This is a genomic window from Echinicola soli, assembly GCF_006575665.1.
Classification (GTDB): Bacteria; Bacteroidota; Bacteroidia; order Cytophagales; family Cyclobacteriaceae; genus Echinicola; species Echinicola soli.
On record NZ_CP041253.1, the window covers coordinates 3,476,621 to 3,496,900 of the forward strand.

Here is a 20,280-nt window from a genome sequence, read left to right on the forward strand (position 1 = left end):
GTGACCGCTTCAAAGATTCTTAACTGAGCATTACGGTTCCTTTGGGGTATAAGGAAGCTTTGATGCCTTTCTTTTCCCTGGTTTTTCCTGTGTCGCCATCTTTGATCCTTACAGTAAACGTCCCTTTGCTAAATACCTTTGGCGTAAAGGTGTTCCCATTTAGCGAAATGCAATAGACCCTTTCTCCTGTTGCTTCTTCGATCACTTCCATAATAGGGTTGGTCATACCATTGACCTTTATCTCAGGTAGCCAAGCGGCCGCTTTTCTGCCATAATTGTCTTCTTGCTGGATAGTGATTGGCCAGCCTGCATACTGTCCGTTAGGATACTTTGATGGATCCACATATTTTGGCCAGCATTCGGTGGTGATGGTGCGGGCCTTCTTGTCAAAGGTGATAATGCCGTAGCCTGTGGCCCGGTCATATACGATGGCAGGCTCTACTCCTGTTTTTCGTGGATTGGCCACTGCTTTTACGGTCATCTTATTGCCAAAACCATCTTCATAGTTTCCATTATAGAGCGGAGTGTCCAAAGAGTGTTCCTGAGGATTGGAGATGGGAGGCCACCACCTTCTTGGCCAGATATTGTTGAGTGCCGGTCCGGCAAATGCGAAACCGCCGTCACCGTATTCGTCCACACCATATTGGGTAAAGCTGGCGAGGTGCTGATCTCCTGCAATGTGGAAGGCGAAGCATTTTCTGATCTTTTCGATGGCCTTGTCCCTTCCTACTTGTGGCCAGCCATTGCTGTCCATATCACCATTGATTTTATCACCGGATACGTATTTGCCCAGTTGAGGGATTTCCATTTTTGGAACAACAGAGTCGTCCATGGCTTCGGCCGGAAGAGTAGAGACGGTATTGAAGATAGTTTGGCTCACCAACGCTTTCATCTGTACCTCTCCGGTCCAATCCCCAGCCCAGTGGTCCAGGAAAGCCAACTGGCGGTTACCGAGTAATGTTGCTTTTTTGACCCGGTGCTTTTTGATGTCAAAGTCAGGGTTTCTGATCCAGCCGTTCCAGATGTCTGCCTCCTCGGGAAGCACATGTTTTGGGGCTGATTTCCATTTTCTGTCTTCCAATATCGCAAAGCTGATACCTCCAAAAACCCAATCGGTATAATATACCTCAATGCCGTGCTGGACAGGAGTGGGGTCATAGGGATCCGGAAGGTGTGATGTTTGGCATTTTTGTACCATATTGACCCAGCGGGGTTCCATTTTATAGCCACCGGAATCTTGGGCAGGAGCACCCCAGCCTTTAGTGATATCGGCAGCTTTTCCGGCTTCACCCCAGATATTGCCATGATAGACATCATGGTCATCAGGGATGATTGCGCAGGGAATATGACGGTACGTTTCACGGTAAGACCAGCCAAACATCATCCATTTACGAAGGTAATCTAGCGCTGCCTTATCCACAGGGGACTTTTGGATGCCAAAGCCCCCGGTACTTTCATAAAATTGGTCACCAACAAAAAACGCCAGATCGGGATGGTGGTGACGTACATATTCGGGAACTTCCACATCGGGAAAGCCATAGTCGCAATTACAGCTGAAAACAGCCGCCTTTACTTTTTGCTGCTCCTCAGGCAGTGGGCTGATGCTTCCATCATAGTGGTATTCCTGTTGGCCTTCGCTAAGTGGAAGGGTCAGTTTTATCCGGTAAGGAACGGCTGTTTTATAGATCCACTGCTCATGGCGAAAATGAACCGTCCTGGAAAGCGGGTCAATAGTGGAATTCCCCACATCTTTCCATTGTCCATCAATTTTCAATTGCAAGACCACCTGATAACCATTTATCTTTTCCACTGGAGCAAGCTGCCCTGTGAGTTTCAGGATTCCTTTGTGTAGCGTATACTGCGCAAAACAAATGGGGCCGTATTCGTGTTCGCTACATGAGGCGAGCTTTGATCCAGCAATTTTCCAATTGGAAAAGGCAGCAGAAATGGCTTCTGCTTTACTTGTTTCTTGGAAGGAGGATACCAATGCTACGTTTCCGGCTAAATTGGTGGGGGAGATAATGTTTTTGGGAATGTTGACTTCCTGGAGTTTCCCATCAGGAGAAGTCAGGAGAACTTTGCTCTTGGTACCGTCAGCAATTTGGATGGCCAACGTGACATCGTCAGTTAACAGGTCTTTGTCAATGGTGACAAATTGATCTGCTATTTTTAGCTTCCCAGAAGTGGTAATGGCGATGTCTGTACCTTTGCCATGTACTGCAGCCGATCTGTAATCATCAAATTTACCTTTTATGCCCAATCGGATACCAATATAATTGTCATCTGAAGATGGAAGATCTTGAGCTATTTTTATATCCACGGACGTTTTTAAGGTGCCTTGGGCCGGTTTTACCTGGGTGGTTAGACAGTGAAGGGTCCGGTTGGGTGCACTTAGCTGACAAACAGCATTACCTGCTTCTATCTTCCAGTCCTGAAGGCGGTTGCCCCAATATTCAGGACCCACCCAATCCATGTCCGGCCATTTTTGCCAATCACTTTCGAAATGAAGGTTGGTAGTTTTATCCAATAAGTGTACAGTTTCTGAAAGGGGAGAGAGGATGCCCGCTCCAGGCGTCAAAGCACCCAATGCCATTATTTTTAGTGATTTCCGTCTTTTCATTTATTCCGTTTGCTGATAGAGGTGGTGATCAAATTAGTCCAAAGCACCTATGAATTAAGCCATAAATGAGCTGAAAAGAAAGGGAAATGAAGAGTTATTTTATTGATAGGAAATAAAATGAAAACTTATGGCTTGATAAAATTTTGCATTTAGCTTTATAAATTCCAATATGAACATTAGACAAAAGATTAAGTTGCTTGTTAAGTTCAGTGAAAGGAGGTGGTATAAAAAAAGGAAGGTTAGCCTTAAAAAGACTGACCTTCCTTATAATAAACCCCTTGTTGATTAAATTCGTTTAAAGTCCCTCTTCAATACTATTACGTGGTGGGATATTGTTTTCATATCCAGCATAACCTTTGTTTTGATTGATCTTTCCTCTTGTATTGGAGTTTATAGCATCAGCAGGCACCGGCCAAAGCACATGATAAGGGCTTAGCGTATAGGTGTCCCCGTGAATGGTGTATACGCCCTTATTGTAATAATCCGTTTTTTCCATCATGCGGTCAAAATAGAAGTTTTCATCAGAGAAGTTCTCCTCATTATAGGATTTCCCATTATAGGCTACTTTTCCAGTTAGGGCAAATATGTAGGAGACCCTGGTGAGTTCAGTTTTTCTTGGTTCCTCATAAAACAACTCCCTAGCTCTTTCGTCCAAAATGGATCCTATATTTATTTCCGCTGCTGTATAGGGATCACAGTGCGCCCTTGTCCTGACGGCATTTATATCGGCAGCTGCGTTTTGTAAATCTCCTTTCCAGTAGTAGGCTTCTGCACGTAAAAGATAGGATTCGGCAAGTCGGAAAATATACCAATCACTATTTCCCCCTCTTGGTTGATTGTTTTCGGGATCAGGAATAAAAACCTTGTAATGTGGCCAATCAAACCAACATCTAATGGTATCATTTAGGAGTACAACACCGTCATCATTTCTCATTTGTAAAGGTTCGCCATAGTAAGGATCACTGTCTTTGATATCTGGGTTGTTATACACCAAGTCTTCCATAGTCATCCAATTTCCTGGAGCATGTCTAAGGTCTTTTTCGTCATCCCAGATCATGCTTTGATGGTACCATGTTCCCCTTAATCTGCCTATTCCTCTCCCATAAGTGTTAACCAAATCAATATCGATCCCCGGCTGGTCAGATGTACCTTTATTGCCGGTTGGAGTATTTATATTGCGTGAGTAAAAAGGAACAGCTTGCCTCATGGAGCTTATGCCACCAGAATTTCCTTCAACGTTGATTCTGTCCATGACCATTAGGATGGCTTCTTTATTGGCAGAAATGGATTTGTTTTCAGGTCGATGTAAGTCCCAGATTACATCCCGTTCAGGGTAGCTGTCCACCGCACCAAACCGCTCGGTCATGAGTTCATAAGTGCCTCCATCTATGAGTCTGTTGGCTACGGCGATGGCATCATCGAATTCCCCTAGTGCAAGATTAACCTTGATCAATAAGTGCTGGACGGCACCCTTGGGGACCCGGCCGCGATCCATGTATTCAGGGACCCATTGCTCGGCAAACTCCAGGTCCTCTTTCAGTTTTCTGAGAATGACCTTTCTGTCGGTGGAATAGAAGTCTAATTTAGGACTATTGATTTCTTCCAAAATCAATGGGACATCACCAAACTGGTGGGTAAGACGATAGTAACGCATTGCCCGGTGAAAATATGCCGTGCCGAGGATATGGTTCCTTTCTTCCTCGGATTCGTAGTCTTGTGGTTCATCAATTCGGGACACTACTACATTGGCGTATTTGATGCCTTTAAATCCCTCATACCAATACCATCCAATCCTGTTGGTGTTAACGCTGTTGAGGTTGGCGTCAGGAGTGATGAGTTTGTTCATGTCTTGGGCAGGGCCGGACTTGTCTGTGGTTCCTTCCACCGCCACTTCTGAAAAGATGTGTTCTGTCAAAATTGGAGCCCCATCTCCAGTGAGTTCATGACGAAGATTCCGTTCACAGGCGACCATGGCTCCCCAAAGACCACTTGCTTGATTGAAGGTGTTTTCAGGGGCGTAAAAGGATAGAGGTTTTGGCTCTAACCATTCTTCACTGCAGCTGGAGAATATCAACACTCCAGAAGCCATGATTGCTAAAGCTAAGCTGATCGGTTTATATATTTTATTATGCATAATAGTTCGATTTTGAAAATTAGGTTTCATTTACAGCGTCAGGTCTATTCCCAGTGTCATATATCTTGGAGTGACTCCATTGTTTTCAGGATCAAACCAATCCCATTCAGGAGCATAGTAACCAATGTTTCTGACATTGAAGTAAATACGAAGATTTTCTACTTTTGCTTTTTCCACGAGTGATTTAGGCATGGTATAGGCAAAGGAGATGTTTTCAAATCTTATAAAGGATTTTTTCCTGTAAACGTCAAAGGGTACTCCTGCATCATCGGATGCCAGTCTGGCCCATTCCTTATTTGGGTTTTCCTCTGTCCAGTAGGGAGTGACATAAGAATTTCTTCTGTCAAGGAAGCTGGCTCTATTTTTCAAATTGTTAAAAGCACCATCATGTCCCCAGTAAGAGTAAAGCATAAAGGAAAGATCAAAATTTTTATATTTAAATTCATTTCTCAAACTCCATCTGAACCTTGGTTCGGAGTAGCCTAAAAATTGCTTGTCGTCGATCTCCGTAAATTGGCCATCTTGGTTTACATCTACTAATCTATAATCGCCCGGCTGGAGATTGTATTCTTCTGCCCGATCTTCCTCCCCCAACTGCCATATACCGTCTGTTTTGTAATTCCAGTAACGGTCAATGGCTTGTCCGATAAACCAGCCATTTTCATAATCATCAAGCTCATTGCCGTTTTCATCCAAGTCTCCGTATAGACTTACGATTTCGTTGCGGTTTAATTGGAAGTTGACATGAGTTCTCCATGTGAAGTTTTCTCGCTGCATGTTCGTGCTGGAGAGGGAAAGTTCAAACCCCTTGTTATCCACCTGACCCAGGTTTGAATATACCCAGTTAAACCCAACAATATCTGGAAGACTACGCTCTACGAGCAGGTCTTTAGTATACATTTTGTACATTTCTAGTGTACCGTCGACAATTCCATTGAACATGGAAAAGTCTAGTCCTACGTTTATGGAATTGGTTCTTTCCCATTTCAGGTTCGGATTGCTCATTCTGTTTACATATAGCTGGTTTACAAGGTAAATCTCTCCACTTTCATTCTGGTAGAAGTATTTTCCCGTATTTAAGTCAGACAGGGCTACATATCGGCCAATATCCCTGTTGCCATTGCTGCCATAGGACAATCTGAGTTTGCCATAATCCAGCCAATTTAGGTCGTCAAAATTCTCATCCGTAAAAGTCCAGGCAACAGCTGCAGAATAGAAGGTAGCTCTTGGGTTACTCTGACCAAAGGCTGAGTAACCATCCCTTCTTATGGAAAGTGTAGTGGAATATCTGTTGTCATAGGTATATAATAACCGGCCCATTAAGGCATCTCCTGTAGAATATTCATCATTGCTGGAGATGGTGGGTAGAATGCCTGAGTCGATTTTATGGTAGCCTAGTCTGTCATGTGGTTGGAAGCCTTCGTTGTTCATGGTATTGTCCCAACTTTGGTATTTTTCGGCGTTGACCAGGAAGGTGGCATTAAAGTCATGTACTTCATTAAAGGTCTTTTTCCAGGTTAGGATATTGTCTATTTGCCAGTAATGTGTTTTCATTTGCCTCCTAGAGGCTAGGCCGCCTTCACGTCCCCAGTCCTCATGTTCAGCCGATTGGTGATTGTATCTTTCGTAATATGTATATCTGGGAGAGAAGTTTGTTCTGAAATTAAAGCCAAATGGTAGGGTGACTGACGCATATAATGTGGAGTTTAAAGTGAAGTCCTTATCTAATCTGTTAGTGAATTCCCTGTTATATAACGGGTGTCTGCCACCGCTTTGCTCTTCGTTTGGCCGGAACTTTAATGAACCATCTTCATTGTATTCGCTTCCCCAAGGTGATAGCTCAGTATAATATCCACTTCCAGCAGCGACAGAGCTTTCGTCTTGAATAGCAATTTGAGTATTCATACCTATTGTAAGGAAATTGTTTATTTTTCCCTCTAGGTTTAACCTACTTCTTATCGTTTCAAACTCGTCTCCAATGACCACGCCTTCATTATTAAGGTATCCCAGGGACCAATAGTAAGTGATGTCATCTCCTTGCCCAGACATGCTGACCGTATAATCTTGTCTTAGACCTTTTTGGTATATTTTGTCGTACCAATCTACAGATTTACCTGCCTTGTAATTTTCAATTTCGATGGGCTGTAGTCCAATTCTTTGTAACCAAACCGTTTCTGGATCACCGGTGGATCCATCATAAGCCATCCATTCCTCGACAGATATGTCAGAAGGAAGGGTGTTTGGGTTTGAAAATTCGTAGGGGTCAAAGCCCCCCGCATTGGTACTTTCGAATACATCCGTTCTCCAGTCTAGGAAGGCTTGAGGGCCATATGCTTTTTCCTCGGCAGCAATAGATGCGATTCCCACATTGGAATTGATTTTGATTCGTGGCTTTCCTTTTTTTCCTCTTTTTGTGGTAATCATGATGACACCATTTGCGGCCTTGGCCCCATATACCGCAGCAGAGCTGGCATCTTTCAGTACTTCCATGGATTGGATGTCATTCGGATTGATATCTGCCAATTCACCGTAATAGATAGCTCCATCCAATACCAATAGAGGGCTCGTTCCGGCATTAAGGGATGTCCTTCCCCTTACTTGTAAGCTTCCTCCGCCTTTGGCGGTAGTGCTGAGTCCCACATTTAATCCAGCTATATTTCCGCGGAGGATGTCTTGGACAGAATTAGGGTTTTCATTTTCGAGCTTGTCTGCAACGACAGAGGACACTGCACCAGTAATATCTCGTTTTTTGGCTGTACCATAGCCAATAACAACTACTTCCTCCAGGTCTGATACAGTAGAGGTAAGGGTGACGTTTAAGGTGCTTTGATTTTTAATTGGGATTTCTTGCGTCTCGTATCCAATAAAAGAGAATACCAAGGTTCCTTCCTGGGGTATATCCAGTGCGTACTGTCCATCAAGGTCTGCCGATGTGCCTATCGTTGTGCCTTTTACCAAAACAGTAGCGCCAGGAATAGGCTCGCCGTCTTCGCTATTTATTTGGCCGGATACCTGCACATTTTGTGCTTTAGCTGACCAGATAAGAAGTGTAAGTAGTAGAAAAACTACCGATTTTTTGTGAAAATTGTCTTTCATTCTTTTGGGGTTATTGATTGAAAATAAAAGGTTTATGTAAATATCAGGCTGATATATTTACGATTAGGGGTGTTTTAAAATTGGTTTTTTATTCTGCTTTGATCAACATAAGTAGAATAAAAAGTTACGGAATCGATTTCGGTGAAATAAAATGTATTAAAAAATTAGTTTTGTAGTATTGTTAATATTTTACCTGATTGAATAATTCTTTTAAAATGAAAGTAAAATACTTTCGCATTTATGTAAAAATGTACACGATTGATTAATGAGCTGGTAAATGATAATTAGTAATAAATACTTATTTTTTAAAGCGGGAGTAAATCGTCAGATGTCTGAAGCTTCAGGAGTTGTAAAGGCTCAATAGGGGCAAAGGAGAAAATAAAAATATTGCCATAAGATCACCTAGGTGCTTGTAGGGAGTCGTACCTATAGTGGTAGACATACAAGAAACTATTGGATCAAGCGAAAAAGTTGGGGGGATTGGATTGGTTCCGATAGCACGCAGATGGCGCAGATTAATAAGATTTATGCTGATTTTTTATAATGGAGCATGCATTCCTATTGCTACATTAATGAGAAATATGCTTACCATAACCACTTGGAAATCTCTCATCCCCCCATAAATATTGCTTGGTCCAAACTTTTTGGGTATGGCGCCCGAAATAAAGAGCGACAAGGCTACCAAGGAGTAAGATTTTATAGAGGAGTACAACCAATGTGAATCACGACAATAAAAAAAATGTGATTTTCTGTATGCTTTTTAGGGATCAAGCCATACTTCTGTGGACGGGGTAAGGTATCCGTTCATGTGGTATGTCGCCACGAATTTACCAAGACACGAAGTGTTTTGCAGACGGATTCCAAATTTCATGGAAAACAAACAGCTTTGGGTTTTGGAGACTTGTGGAAAAAGAACAAAAAAGAAACCATATAAAAATAAAGGGATTCACGCTCTCAACTTTTCCGCTTGCCCTATTTTGATTCTTATTGAATTTACAGGCTGAAAACAAAAAAGCCTGATGAATAATCACCAGGCTTAATCTGTACGCGCGGAAGGATTCGAACCCTCAACCCTCGGAGCCGAAATCCGATATTCTATCCAGTTGAACTACGCGCGCTTGAAACCGATTTGAGATCGGTTGCTCTCAAATCGGTCACAAATATAAACTATTTTTATGCGTTTTTAAGCACTTCCTGAACTTTTTCTGCAGCTTCTTTTAGCGTAATTGCAGAGGATACTTTCAGTCCAGATTCGTCGATGATCTTGGCACCTTCTTCGGCATTGGTGCCTTGAAGCCTTACGATGATCGGTACGCGGATGTCACCAATTGATTTATAGGCTTCTACCACACCGCTGGCGATTCTGTCGCATCTTACGATACCGCCGAATACGTTGATCAGGATAGCTTTTACATTAGGATCTTTCAGGATGATTCTAAAACCAGCTTCTACGGTAGTAGCATTGGCTCCACCACCTACATCAAGGAAGTTGGCAGGTTCACCACCGGAAAGCTTGATCATGTCCATGGTGGCCATGGCAAGTCCGGCACCGTTTACCATACAGCCTACGTTACCGTCTAGCTTGACATAATTTAGATCGGATTTGCCAGCTTCCACTTCCAAAGGATCTTCTTCAGCTAGATCACGTAACTCAGCTAGGTCACGGTGCCTGTAGAGAGCATTGTCATCTAAGTTTACCTTGGCATCTACTGCCAGGATCTGGTCATCAGAAGTCTTCAACACAGGATTGATCTCAAACTGAGAGGAATCGGTCGAATCATATGCTTTATAAAGGGAAGAGATGAATTTGACCATTTCCTTCAAGGCATTTCCTGAAAGCCCAAGGGCAAAGGCTACTTTTCTAGCTTGGAAAGCCTGAAGTCCTACTTTAGGATCGATCCATTCTTTGATGATCTTTTCAGGGGTCTTTTCTGCTACCTCTTCGATATCCATACCGCCTTCTGTGGAGGCCATGATGACATTGCACCCTTTGGCCCTGTCCAGTAGGATGGAAAGGTAATATTCTTTTGGCTCAGAGTCACCTGGATAGTAAACATCCTGAGCTACCAATACTTTGTTTACGGCTTTTCCTTCAGGGCCAGTTTGGTGTGTAACCAAGGTGCCTCCTAGGATGTTTTTGGCTTTTTCAGTCACTTCGTCCAACTTCTTGGCCAATACCACACCATTGGAACCGGTTTGCTGAATTTTACCTTTACCACGTCCACCGGCATGGATCTGTGCTTTGATCACATACCAAGAGGTACCTGTTTCTGCGTTGAGTTGCTTGGCTGCTTCGAGTGCTGCTTCAGGAGTTTCGGCTACAATGCCCTCCTGAATTTTCACTCCGTATCCTTTAAGAACTTCTTTTGCTTGATATTCGTGTATATTCATCCTAGCGAAAATTTTTGCCCGAAGTTAATGACCAAAGGCCGATAATTCAAGGATTAAACAGGTCTTTTTCCCAAAAATATAGAAGTTATGATAGCCATGGTTTTGAAGGTTTATGGATAATGGAGTTCTCCAAAATTTCAATTGAAGCTTTAACCCTTTGATGCTGGGGATATTGGTAGAAAGGAGGCTGTTATGATTTTATGGCTAGAGGTGACGGACATTGTGAGGACAGACGAATTAAAATCGATTCTTAAGCCCGGCACAATGTGTCGATGTCTTTAACATTTAAAACACGTCCAATATAGGACGATTCTATTAAGAAGTTTTATCTTTGAAATCGTTTAATTTTATTACTATGCTAAGAGCTAAAGGCATTCATAAATATTACGGAGACCTCCATGTGTTAAAAGGAGTGGATGTGGACATCGCCGCAGGCGAAATTGTTTCTATTGTAGGTGCTTCTGGTGCTGGAAAAAGTACATTATTGCATATTCTGGGCACGTTGGATGATGCTGATAACGGCCATGTGTCGGTGGATGATAGATCACTGACCACGCTAAAAGGTGATAAACTGGCTGCATACCGAAATCAGGAAGTAGGGTTTATTTTTCAATTTCATAATCTTCTTCCGGAATTTACAGCAGCCGAAAATATCATCATTCCCGGATTGATAGCAAAAAAAAGTGAGACGGAGTTAAAAGAGAAAGCTAAGGAATTGGCGAGGCTTTTGGGAATAGAGGACAGGTTAGCGCATAAACCTTCCGAGCTTAGTGGGGGAGAGCAACAGCGGGTGGCGGTCGCCCGGGCACTGATAAATGATCCGAAAATAATTTTTGCAGATGAACCCAGCGGAAACTTGGATACACAAAGTGCAGAATCACTGCACGAGCTTTTCTTTACCCTTAGGGATCGGTTTGGGCAGTCTTTTGTCATCGTTACACATAATAAGCAACTGGCACAAATGGCAGATCGCATGCTTACCATGCAGGATGGAATGATCGTTTCGGAGTAGGGATATTAGAGAAGTATTTAGTATCAGGATGGGGATGGAAAAGTGTAAAGCAAAAAAACAAACGGCTGTTTCTGATTTGAAAGCAGGAATTTTAGATAAAGGGAATTTGAAATGCTAACATTGTGCCAGGACTCCGCCCAGATGCTGGAGACATTAAGTTGATGACCTAATAAATGAAACCTATTGTTTATTCCGATAAACTAATTGAAAATCTGTAGTTTGTTTAGAACATTCAATTCTCCAACCCTTTCACCTCCTCCATCATGGTCTTGACATGCCCGGGGCCGTCAAAGAGCCCTTCGTGGACGGCTATGATTTCATGGGCTGAATTAAGCAAATAGGTGATTCTCTTTGGTATTTTGATCAAAGGCATGAGGGCTTTATACTGCTTGCAGACACTTCCATCTTCGTCCGAAAGCAATTCGAATGGCAGACGGTGCATTTGTTTAAATTCCTGATGACTGGCAATGCTGTCCCTGCTAATGCCAACAATAGGGATGTCGAGGGATTTAAACGTTTGGAAATTATCACGAAAACTGCAGACCTCTTGGGTGCATCCCTTGGTTTGATCCTTTGGATAGAAGAAAATCAAGGCTGCTTTTCCCTTAAAATTTTCCGATAGCCGAAAAATTAGCCCAGCTGTAGAGGGGAGGGAAAAGTCTGGTGCTTTGGTGTTTTTTTGAAGAACCATATTAGAAATTGATTTTGAGATTGTTAAAGTTACTTAATGTATAAAATACTAAACAGGGGATTAAACAAAAATCAAAGAAAGATGTTTGGAAGCTAACAGGTTTTTGACTGAATGAAGTTCAGAAATATAAAGTTTTGGTTTATTATTACGGGAAGATTTGAAGAATTTGTGCTTATTGGAGATTATATTTAGTGCGTAGCCCTAAGAGGGAAGGATAAAGTTTGAAAATCAAGGATGATTATTTTAGCACCGGCATTGGATAAGTTACGGTGAAATTATTGAATTAAAAGACAACGAATGACAACTACTATTATCATAACGCTTTGTTCACTTTTGCTGATAGCGTACCTTTTTGATTACAGTTTCAAGAAAACCAAAATCCCTTCAGTGATTCTTTTGTTGTTGTTGGGATGGTTGGTACGGCAGGCTACGATGCTTTTCGAGCTTCAGTTGCCAGACCTTTCGGCTATTTTACCGATTCTCGGTACTACGGGGTTGATTTTAATTGTATTGGAAGGTGCACTGGAGTTGGAATTGAACAAGTCGAAGATCAAACTGATCCAGAAATCATTTCTGGGCGCATTGGCACCACTGCTGGCCCTGTCGTTTTTATTGACCTATATTTTTGAACACTATGGAGGGTATACCTTTAGGGACAGTCTGATCAATGCTATTCCACTCTGTGTCATCAGTAGTGCTATCGCTATTCCCAGTGTCCGTAATCTTTCCAAATCAAACAGAGAGTTTGTAATCTATGAAAGTAGCCTTTCCGATATTTTGGGCGTGGTATTCTTTAATTTTATGCTCCGCAATGAAACAGTAGGATTGGATTCCTTTGGGGTTTTTGGTCTCCAGCTGATAGTGATTTGTGTCATCTCCTTTGTGGCCACGATTGGACTTTCATTCTTGCTCAGCAAGCTGGAGCATCACATAAAATTCGTTCCGATCATTCTGCTTACCATTTTGATCTACGCGATATCGTATGTTTACCATCTTCCAGCACTGATCTTTATCCTGATATTCGGACTTTCTATCGGGAACCTGAACGAATTGCATAACCTGAAGTTTTTTGATATTATCAGAACAGATATCCTGAATAAGGAGGTGAACAAATTTAAGGAGCTGACAGTAGAAGCTACCTTTTTGATCAGGTCACTATTTTTCTTGCTTTTCGGATACCTTCTGGAGACTTCAGAAATACTCAATACGTCCACTTTAATATGGGCCGTGGGCATTGTTATCCTCACATTTAGTATTCGGGCGATACAATTAAAACTGAGTAAAATTCCTCTGAAACCCTTGCTATTTGTGGCTCCAAGGGGATTGATTACCATTTTGCTATTCTTGTACATCAGTCCGGAAAATATGATTGGGTTGGTCAATAAATCCCTGATCATCCAGGTCATTGTGCTTACCGTATTGGTCATGATGGTGGGCATGATCACCAATACCAATAATGCTGATGAAGAAGAGGGAAAACAGGGTGAGGACAATGTCTTAACAGAAAATTCAGAACAGTCTTCAGCTGAAGGAACAAAACCAATAGAAAATGAGGACGATGAGAACGTGTCAGGTGAAGGAGCATCCAAATAATCTTTGGGAATAGGGAACCATTTGGGCAGGTAATTGATTTGAATTTAAATTCATTGATTACGCTGGAAATACACCCTTTCAGTATAAGGGGGGTAAGGTGAGATGCTTCCGGCGATTTCCGTAAAAGAAAAGAAGATTTGAATCAAAAAAGTGTCCAACATATGTTATTGGCGGGGATATTTTTTGCCATTATGCAAGTAATGGTGAAGTATGTCCCCCACCTGCCTGCTGTAGAAGTGGTGTTTTTTAGGTCCTTGTTTAGCTTGGTGGCGAGTTATATCATTCTGAAGAAACAAAAGATCCCTCTTCTCGGAAACAATAAAAAGCTCCTTATTCTGCGTGGCGCTTCAGGTGCACTTGGGCTGATCACCTTCTTTTATACCTTGCAGAATATCCCGCTGGCCAGTGCGGTGACGCTTCAATATCTATCTCCGATTTTCACCACCATTTTAGGGATATTTATTGTTCGTGAAAAAGTCAATCCCATCAGGTTTCTGTATTTCGCCATTGCGTTTGGTGGGGTATTGGTCATAGAAGGGTTTGACCCACGGATATCTCTCCAGTATACGTTGATAGGGGTGTCGTCAGGTTTTTTTGCGGGATTGGCGTATAATATTATCCGCAAGCTTAAAGGATCCGAGCATCCGCTGGTGATCGTATTCTATTTTCCACTGGTGACCTTGCCGATTGTCGGAATATGGAGTTACTTTAATTGGGTAATGCCTTCTGGCTGGGATTGGCTACTTTTGTTGGGGATTGGTATTTTTACTCAAATGGCCCAATATTTTATGACCATGGCGTATCAGCATGCCAATCTAGCTAAGATTACCAGCTTAAATTATATCGGAATTCTATACGCATTGGTTTTTGGTTTTATCTTTTTCGGGGAAACCTTTAACTTGCTAACCTATTTGGGAATGGGGTTGGTGCTGATCGGAGTGATTTTAAATATTAGATCAAATAAATGAAAATTACCAGGGATTTATATCAGGGCTCATTAGCACTGTTGACGGATTTTTATCAATTGACCATGGCTTATGCTTACTGGAAATCCGGCAAAGCTGAGCAGGAAGCGGTCTTTAACTTGTTTTTCAGGAAAAATCCATTCCAAAGTGGCTTTACGATTGCTGCAGGGCTGGATTATGTAATTGATTATTGCCGTAATTTTAAGTTTGATGAGAACGACCTATCCTACTTGGGAGCGATGGAGCAGGCGGACGGTACTCCCACGTTTGATCCGGCTTTTATCCAATACCTTCGCGAGTTAACATTTAGCTGTGACATCGATGCTGTCGAAGAAGGATCCGTGATATTTCCCAATACACCGATGATCCGCGTAAAAGGCCCGCTACTGCAATGTCAACTCTTGGAAACACCAATGCTGAATATCATTAATTTTCAGACCTTGGTCGCGACGAAGGCCGCACGAATTACGTTGGAAGCCAAAGGAGACCCTGTATTGGAATTTGGACTGAGAAGGGCACAGGGAATCGACGGGGCTTTGGCAGCCAGTAGGGCCAGCTATATAGGGGGCTGCTCGTCTACCAGTAATGTGATGGCTGGGAAGCTTTTTGGCATACCGGTTTCGGGTACCCATGCACACAGTTGGATAATGGCTTTTGAAAGTGAAATGGCCGCTTTTGAGGCATATGCAGCTGCTTTTCCAGATAATTGCATCTTTTTGGTAGATACCTATGACACGATAAAAGGGGTGAAGAATGCCATAAAAGTGGGCAATGCGCTAAAAGCAAACGGCAAAAAATTACTCGGAGTGCGTATCGATTCTGGTGATTTGGCATATTACAGTAATATGGCCAGGGAGCTTTTGGATGAAGCCGGCTTCACAGACACCAAAGTTGTGGCCAGTAATGACCTGGACGAACATATTTTATCTTCCCTTAAGATGCAGGAAGCATCCATTGACATTTGGGGAATCGGTACCAAATTGGTGACCGCATACGATCAACCTGCTTTAGGGGCTGTTTATAAAATGGCAGCACTTAAGGATGAAAATGGGAATTGGGTGCCCAAAGTGAAGGTGTCCCAACAATCCATCAAGATTAATATTCCTGGCTATCATAACGTAAAGCGTTTTTATAAAAACGATAAGGCCATTTCAGATATGATATACCTTGAGGATGGGAAGGAATTATCGAAAGAATTAACCATCATCGACCCTTATGACCCCACGAAAAGGAAAAAGATCAACCCAGACTCCATAGAGAGTAAGGATTTATTAGTTCCAATTTTCAAAAATGGTCAGAAGGTCTATTCAAGGCCTAAGTTGGAGGAAATCCGTAATAGAACCTTGACTAACCTGGGCAGGTTTGACAAAGCCCATAAACGCTTGATCAACCCGCATATTTATCCTGTGGGACTTGAAGAAAGCCTTTATCATCTACGGACTGATCTGGTTTTGAAAGCCAAAAACTATAGTTAATTTAGCTTTTAGTAGACAGTAGTCAAGGACAACCCTTAAGCTGGAATTAACTTGTAAGTAGGCAGTTACCAATAACCCAATAACTAACTATAAATGGGGAATCATCAATTAATGGAAGAGGTTGCGATCTGTGGACCGTTGACCTTGGGCATTATATCGGTAGTATTGTCCAGTAACCAATAACCAAGTAACTCATTGACCAAACCATGAAAGCATTATTGATTGTGGATGTGCAGAAAGACTTTTTACCTGGAGGGGCCTTAGCGGTAAAGGATGGCGATAAGATCATTCCCGTAATCAACAAACTTCAGGAAAAGTTTGATTTTATTTTGGCTACACAAGATTGGCATCCTGCCAATCATAAAAGTTTCGCAGCCAACCACCCTGGGAAAAAAACGGGTGAGGTAATAAAACTGGGCGGTACGGATCAGATGCTCTGGCCAGTACATTGTGTACAGGAGAGTGAAGGCGCCCAATTTGCAAAAGACCTAAAGCGGGACAAATGGAATAAGGTGTTCAAAAAGGGGCTTAATCCACTCGTGGATTCATATAGCGGTTTCTTTGACAATAAAAAAAAGGAAGATACAGGGCTTACGGCTTATTTGCATGAGCATAATATTTCAGATGTTTACGTGACAGGGTTGGCAGCTGATTATTGCGTGAAATTCACCGTCTTGGATGCGTTGAAAGAGGGGTTTGATGCTTATTTGATTTCCGATGCCACCAGGGCAGTTAACTTATCTCCGGATGACTATGATGAATCATTAAAAGAAATGAGTAAATCAGGAGCAGAAGTGATCAGTAGCGCGGCGGTCTCTTTTTGAGATGTGGGCGTAAATGCTTATTTTGAGATTAAATCCAATCCACTTTTACTATGCAACTTCCCATTGTCACTGTTGATGCGTTTACCGATACGCCATTTTCGGGTAATCCTGCTGCTATTTGTTTACTTCCAGGACCGTTGGCTGAGGAAGGTATGCAACTTATCGCTGCGGAAATGAACCTTAGTGAAACCGCCTTTTTAGAGCAGAAGGGGCCAGCTTCTTTTGATCTGAGGTGGTTTACTCCAAAACGAGAAGTGGACTTGTGTGGACACGCGACCCTGGCAAGTGCTTATATGCTGTACGTGGAGGAAGTGGTAGAAAAAGACCAGGAAATTACCTTTTCTACCAAAAGTGGAACACTAAAGGTACATATGGAAGGAGCGGAAATTGTGATGGATTTTCCATTGATCACTACCCAACCAGGTCAGCATCCCTATTTTATGGATGATTTTTTTGGACAAAAAGTGATCGGAGCAGCTTCTTTAAAGGAGAATTGGATATTGGAACTTGAAAATTATCATACGTTGGAATATGTAGAACCAGCGTTTCAGGTGCTGGCTTTACATAGTGAACAGGGGATTATCATTACAGCAAAGGGAAATGAAGACTATGATATATATTCCCGCTATTTTGCACCCAATCTGGGGATCAATGAAGACCCTGTTACTGGCTTTGCGCATTGTGCCTTAATGGATTACTGGCATAAGAAAGAAGGAAAGGACCAATTAAATGCCTACCAAGCAAGCAACAGGGAAGGGGAGATGAGGCTGGAAAAACATGGAGAGCGAGTGACGATTTATGGTAAGGCAGTTAAGATTTTTGAAGGCTTTCTTGAAGTTTGAAAAGTTGCTTTTTAGTACTTTATTTTGGAAGGGGCGTTAGTTTTTTATAATCAGTGGATTTATTATCCAATTGCGATTATATCTACAATATTGCTAACATTTGGCGAAATTTGGCAATGCCATTAGAGAAAAACATCTGTTGAGATTTTCATTATTAGTATCTTGCATTTATATTTTAACTTTGAATAGTTAAAAAATGGTTTGAATTTTTAAAATAAAGTTAACAACGATGAAAAAGTTATTACTTGTATTTTCCGTGTTTTTGATTTCCTATGGCCTGCAGGCTCAGGAAATTGGTGTTCGCTTTGGAGAGGGGGCTAATAATGTGGCTATTGATGGGATCTTCTCTGTGGGAGAGTTTAGCCGTGTCCATGGTGATATTAGCTTTGGTAATGGGGTTGGTCTTGATCTACTCTATGATTTTCTGTATAGGCCGTTCCCGGATGCTGAGGGGCTGGATTGGTATGTGGGTGTTGGACCATCCTTTTATTTTAATGACCCCTTCTTTTTTGGTGTGTCTGGTGAAATAGGGTTAGAATATCACTTTGATTTTCCACTGGCGGTAGGACTGGATTGGCGGCCGACCTTGTGGATAGTCGATGAGACCGATTTTAATGCCAATTACTTTGGCCTCAATGTCAGGTACGTTATAGGTAGGTGAAGGTAACAATAATATTTATATGAAGGCTGTACCATGGTTAAGTACTTATAAAAGAGTGCATTGGGTCGTGGTACGGTTTTTTTATTTGGCCCTTAGGATCAAAAAGGATCAGGCGAAAAAGTTTGGGGGATAGGGGCGTAGTCGTTTTGGATAGAACACTGATGACGCTGATAGGGAAGATTTTTACTGATTTTTTTGATTCCTGTGTAACTCCGACAGCTGCGCTGCGGAACCATAAGCACTGAGTTTTCAACTCAACACCACCAACTGAAGTTATTTTTTCGGACATGATATGACATTAAGCACAGAGGAGCATAGAACATGATTGGTGTGAATATATTTAACCTTCACTATTTTAATGGTGGATTAATAATAAGCCACCAAGCCACCAAGGCACTAAGTTTTTTTGGGAAACAAAGGTGCAGACTGCACGACACTTCCCAACCCATTGACTTGGTGACTTCGAGCCTTCGTGGCAAAAAAAAGCAGGCCACCTGTTGCTCCTAGAACCATAAGCACTGAGTTTTCAACTCAACACCACCAACTGAAGTTATTTTTTCGGACATGATATGACATTAAGCACAGAGGAGCATAGAACATGATTGGTATGAATATATTTAACCTTCACTATTTTAATGGTGGATTAATAATAAGTCACCAAGCCACCAAGTCACTAAGTTTTTTTTTGGGGAAACAAAGGTGCAGACTGCACGACGCTTCCCAACCCATTGACTTTGTGACATCGAGCCTTCGTGGCAAAAAAAGCAGGCCACCTGTTGCTCCTAGAACCATAAGCACTGAGTTTTCAACTCAACACCACCAACTGAAGTTATTTTTTCGGACATGATATGACATTAAGCACAGAGGAGCATAGAACATGATTGGTATGAATATATTTAACCTTCACTATTTTAATGGTGGATTAATAATAAGTCACCAAGCCACCAAGTCACTAAGTTTTTTTTTGGGGAAACAAAGGTGCAGACTGCACGACGCTTCCCAACCCATTGACTTTGTGACATCGAGCCTTCGTGGCAAAAAAAGCAGGCCACCTGTTGCTCCTAGAACCATAAGTACTGAGTTTTCAACTCAACACCACCAACTGAAGTTATTTTTTCGGACATGATATGACATTAAGCACAGAGGAGCATAGAACATGATTGGTGTGAATATATTTAACCTTCACTATTTTAATGGTGGATTAATAATAAGCCACCAAGCCACCAAGTCACTAAGTTTTTTTTGGGAAACAAAGGTGCAGACTGCACGACACTTCCCAACCAATTTACTTTGTGACTTCGAGCCTTCGTGGCAAAAAAAAGCAGGCCACCTGTAACTCCGACAGCTGCGCTGCGGAACCATAAGCACTGAGTTTTCAACTCAACACCACCAACTGAAGTTATTTTTTCGGACATGATATGACATTAAGCACAGAGGAGCATAGAACACGATTGGTGTGAGTATATTTAACCTTCACTATTTTAATGGTGGATTAATAATAAGCCATCAAGCCACCAAGTCACTAAGTTTTTTTTTGGGGGAAACAAAGGTGCAGACTGCACGACACTTCCCAACCCATTGACTTTGTGACTTCGAGCCTTCGTGGCAAAAAAAGCAGGCCACCTGTAACTCCCACAGCTGCGCTGCGGAACCATAAGCACTGAGTTTTCAACTCAACACTCGTTAAAGTACGGGCAGCATAGAGCGTTAGTTCTTTTCTACTAATTGGTATATCAACGCCAATTTGCCTGCCCCGCCGTTAAGTGGGCTAGCTTAGTAACAAATACGATACGGGTAAGCCACAGAGGCTCTAGGGCACAAAGAGGTTTCGTTGAGTGCTGGGTTCAACGGAAAAGCTGAGACAAACACATGCCAAATGATCAAGGCCTAAGGTACAGAAAGCACGGATAACCCAATTTGGAATTCACCTCTATTGTGTCCTATGCGGTTAACCCGAAAACATTCCGCATAAATAT

The 20,280-nt window shown here is 42.1% G+C and carries 12 protein-coding genes and 1 tRNA gene; 7 read left to right on the top strand and 6 right to left on the bottom strand.

Going from position 1 to position 20,280, the window contains the following annotated elements; all coding sequences use genetic code 11:
• Window positions 1–19: 19 nt before the first annotated feature.
• The 5 genes from FKX85_RS13735 to sucC form a co-directional block, all read right to left on the bottom strand.
• Window positions 20–2,620 carry a metallophosphoesterase family protein gene (locus tag FKX85_RS13735; protein ID WP_141615273.1) on the bottom strand — a complete coding sequence of 867 codons (2,601 nt, stop codon included), beginning with the start codon at window positions 2,618–2,620 and terminating at the stop codon, window positions 20–22.
• Window positions 2,621–2,915: 295 nt separating this feature from the next.
• On the bottom strand, window positions 2,916–4,754 hold the full coding sequence (locus FKX85_RS13740) for a RagB/SusD family nutrient uptake outer membrane protein (RefSeq protein ID WP_168196269.1): 1,839 nt from the start codon (window positions 4,752–4,754) through the stop codon (window positions 2,916–2,918).
• Between the two features lie 30 nt (window positions 4,755–4,784).
• Window positions 4,785–7,850, bottom strand: a complete 3,066-nt coding sequence (locus FKX85_RS13745; protein WP_141615274.1) for a SusC/RagA family TonB-linked outer membrane protein — start codon at window positions 7,848–7,850, stop codon at window positions 4,785–4,787.
• A 1,044-nt stretch (window positions 7,851–8,894) separates the two neighbouring features.
• Window positions 8,895–8,968, bottom strand: a tRNA-Arg gene (locus tag FKX85_RS13750).
• Window positions 8,969–9,023: 55 nt separating this feature from the next.
• Entirely contained in the window at window positions 9,024–10,241 is a 1,218-nt protein-coding gene (gene sucC, locus FKX85_RS13755) for an ADP-forming succinate--CoA ligase subunit beta (protein ID WP_141615275.1), read from the bottom strand.
• Between the two features lie 355 nt (window positions 10,242–10,596).
• Between sucC and FKX85_RS13760 the strand changes: the two genes are divergently transcribed.
• Complete coding sequence (locus FKX85_RS13760) at window positions 10,597–11,253, top strand: ABC transporter ATP-binding protein (protein ID WP_141615276.1); 657 nt, start codon at window positions 10,597–10,599, stop codon at window positions 11,251–11,253.
• Between the two features lie 232 nt (window positions 11,254–11,485).
• Here the strand turns inward: FKX85_RS13760 and FKX85_RS13765 are convergent, their stop codons facing one another.
• Window positions 11,486–11,944: a peroxiredoxin gene (locus tag FKX85_RS13765; RefSeq protein WP_141615277.1), complete on the bottom strand. Its 459-nt coding sequence runs from the start codon at window positions 11,942–11,944 to the stop codon at window positions 11,486–11,488.
• 297 nt (window positions 11,945–12,241) lie between these two features.
• Between FKX85_RS13765 and FKX85_RS13770 the strand changes: the two genes are divergently transcribed.
• The 6 genes from FKX85_RS13770 (at window position 12,242) to FKX85_RS13795 (ending at window position 18,304) form a co-directional block, all read left to right on the top strand.
• Entirely contained in the window at window positions 12,242–13,537 is a 1,296-nt protein-coding gene (locus FKX85_RS13770) for a cation:proton antiporter (RefSeq protein ID WP_229239628.1), read from the top strand.
• Between the two features lie 137 nt (window positions 13,538–13,674).
• Complete coding sequence (locus tag FKX85_RS13775) at window positions 13,675–14,505, top strand: DMT family transporter (protein ID WP_141615278.1); 831 nt, start codon at window positions 13,675–13,677, stop codon at window positions 14,503–14,505.
• Window positions 14,502–15,977, top strand: coding sequence for a nicotinate phosphoribosyltransferase (locus FKX85_RS13780; protein ID WP_141615279.1), 1,476 nt, complete (start codon window positions 14,502–14,504; stop codon window positions 15,975–15,977). The genes FKX85_RS13775 and FKX85_RS13780 overlap by 4 nt, the downstream gene beginning before the upstream one ends.
• Before the next feature lie 206 nt (window positions 15,978–16,183).
• Window positions 16,184–16,801: a bifunctional nicotinamidase/pyrazinamidase gene (gene pncA, locus FKX85_RS13785; RefSeq protein ID WP_141615280.1), complete on the top strand. Its 618-nt coding sequence runs from the start codon at window positions 16,184–16,186 to the stop codon at window positions 16,799–16,801.
• A gap of 50 nt (window positions 16,802–16,851) precedes the next feature.
• Window positions 16,852–17,643, top strand: coding sequence for a PhzF family phenazine biosynthesis protein (locus tag FKX85_RS13790; protein ID WP_141615281.1), 792 nt, complete (start codon window positions 16,852–16,854; stop codon window positions 17,641–17,643).
• Window positions 17,644–17,872: 229 nt separating this feature from the next.
• Window positions 17,873–18,304, top strand: coding sequence for an outer membrane insertion C- signal (locus FKX85_RS13795; protein WP_141615282.1), 432 nt, complete (start codon window positions 17,873–17,875; stop codon window positions 18,302–18,304).
• Window positions 18,305–20,280: the final 1,976 nt, after the last annotated feature.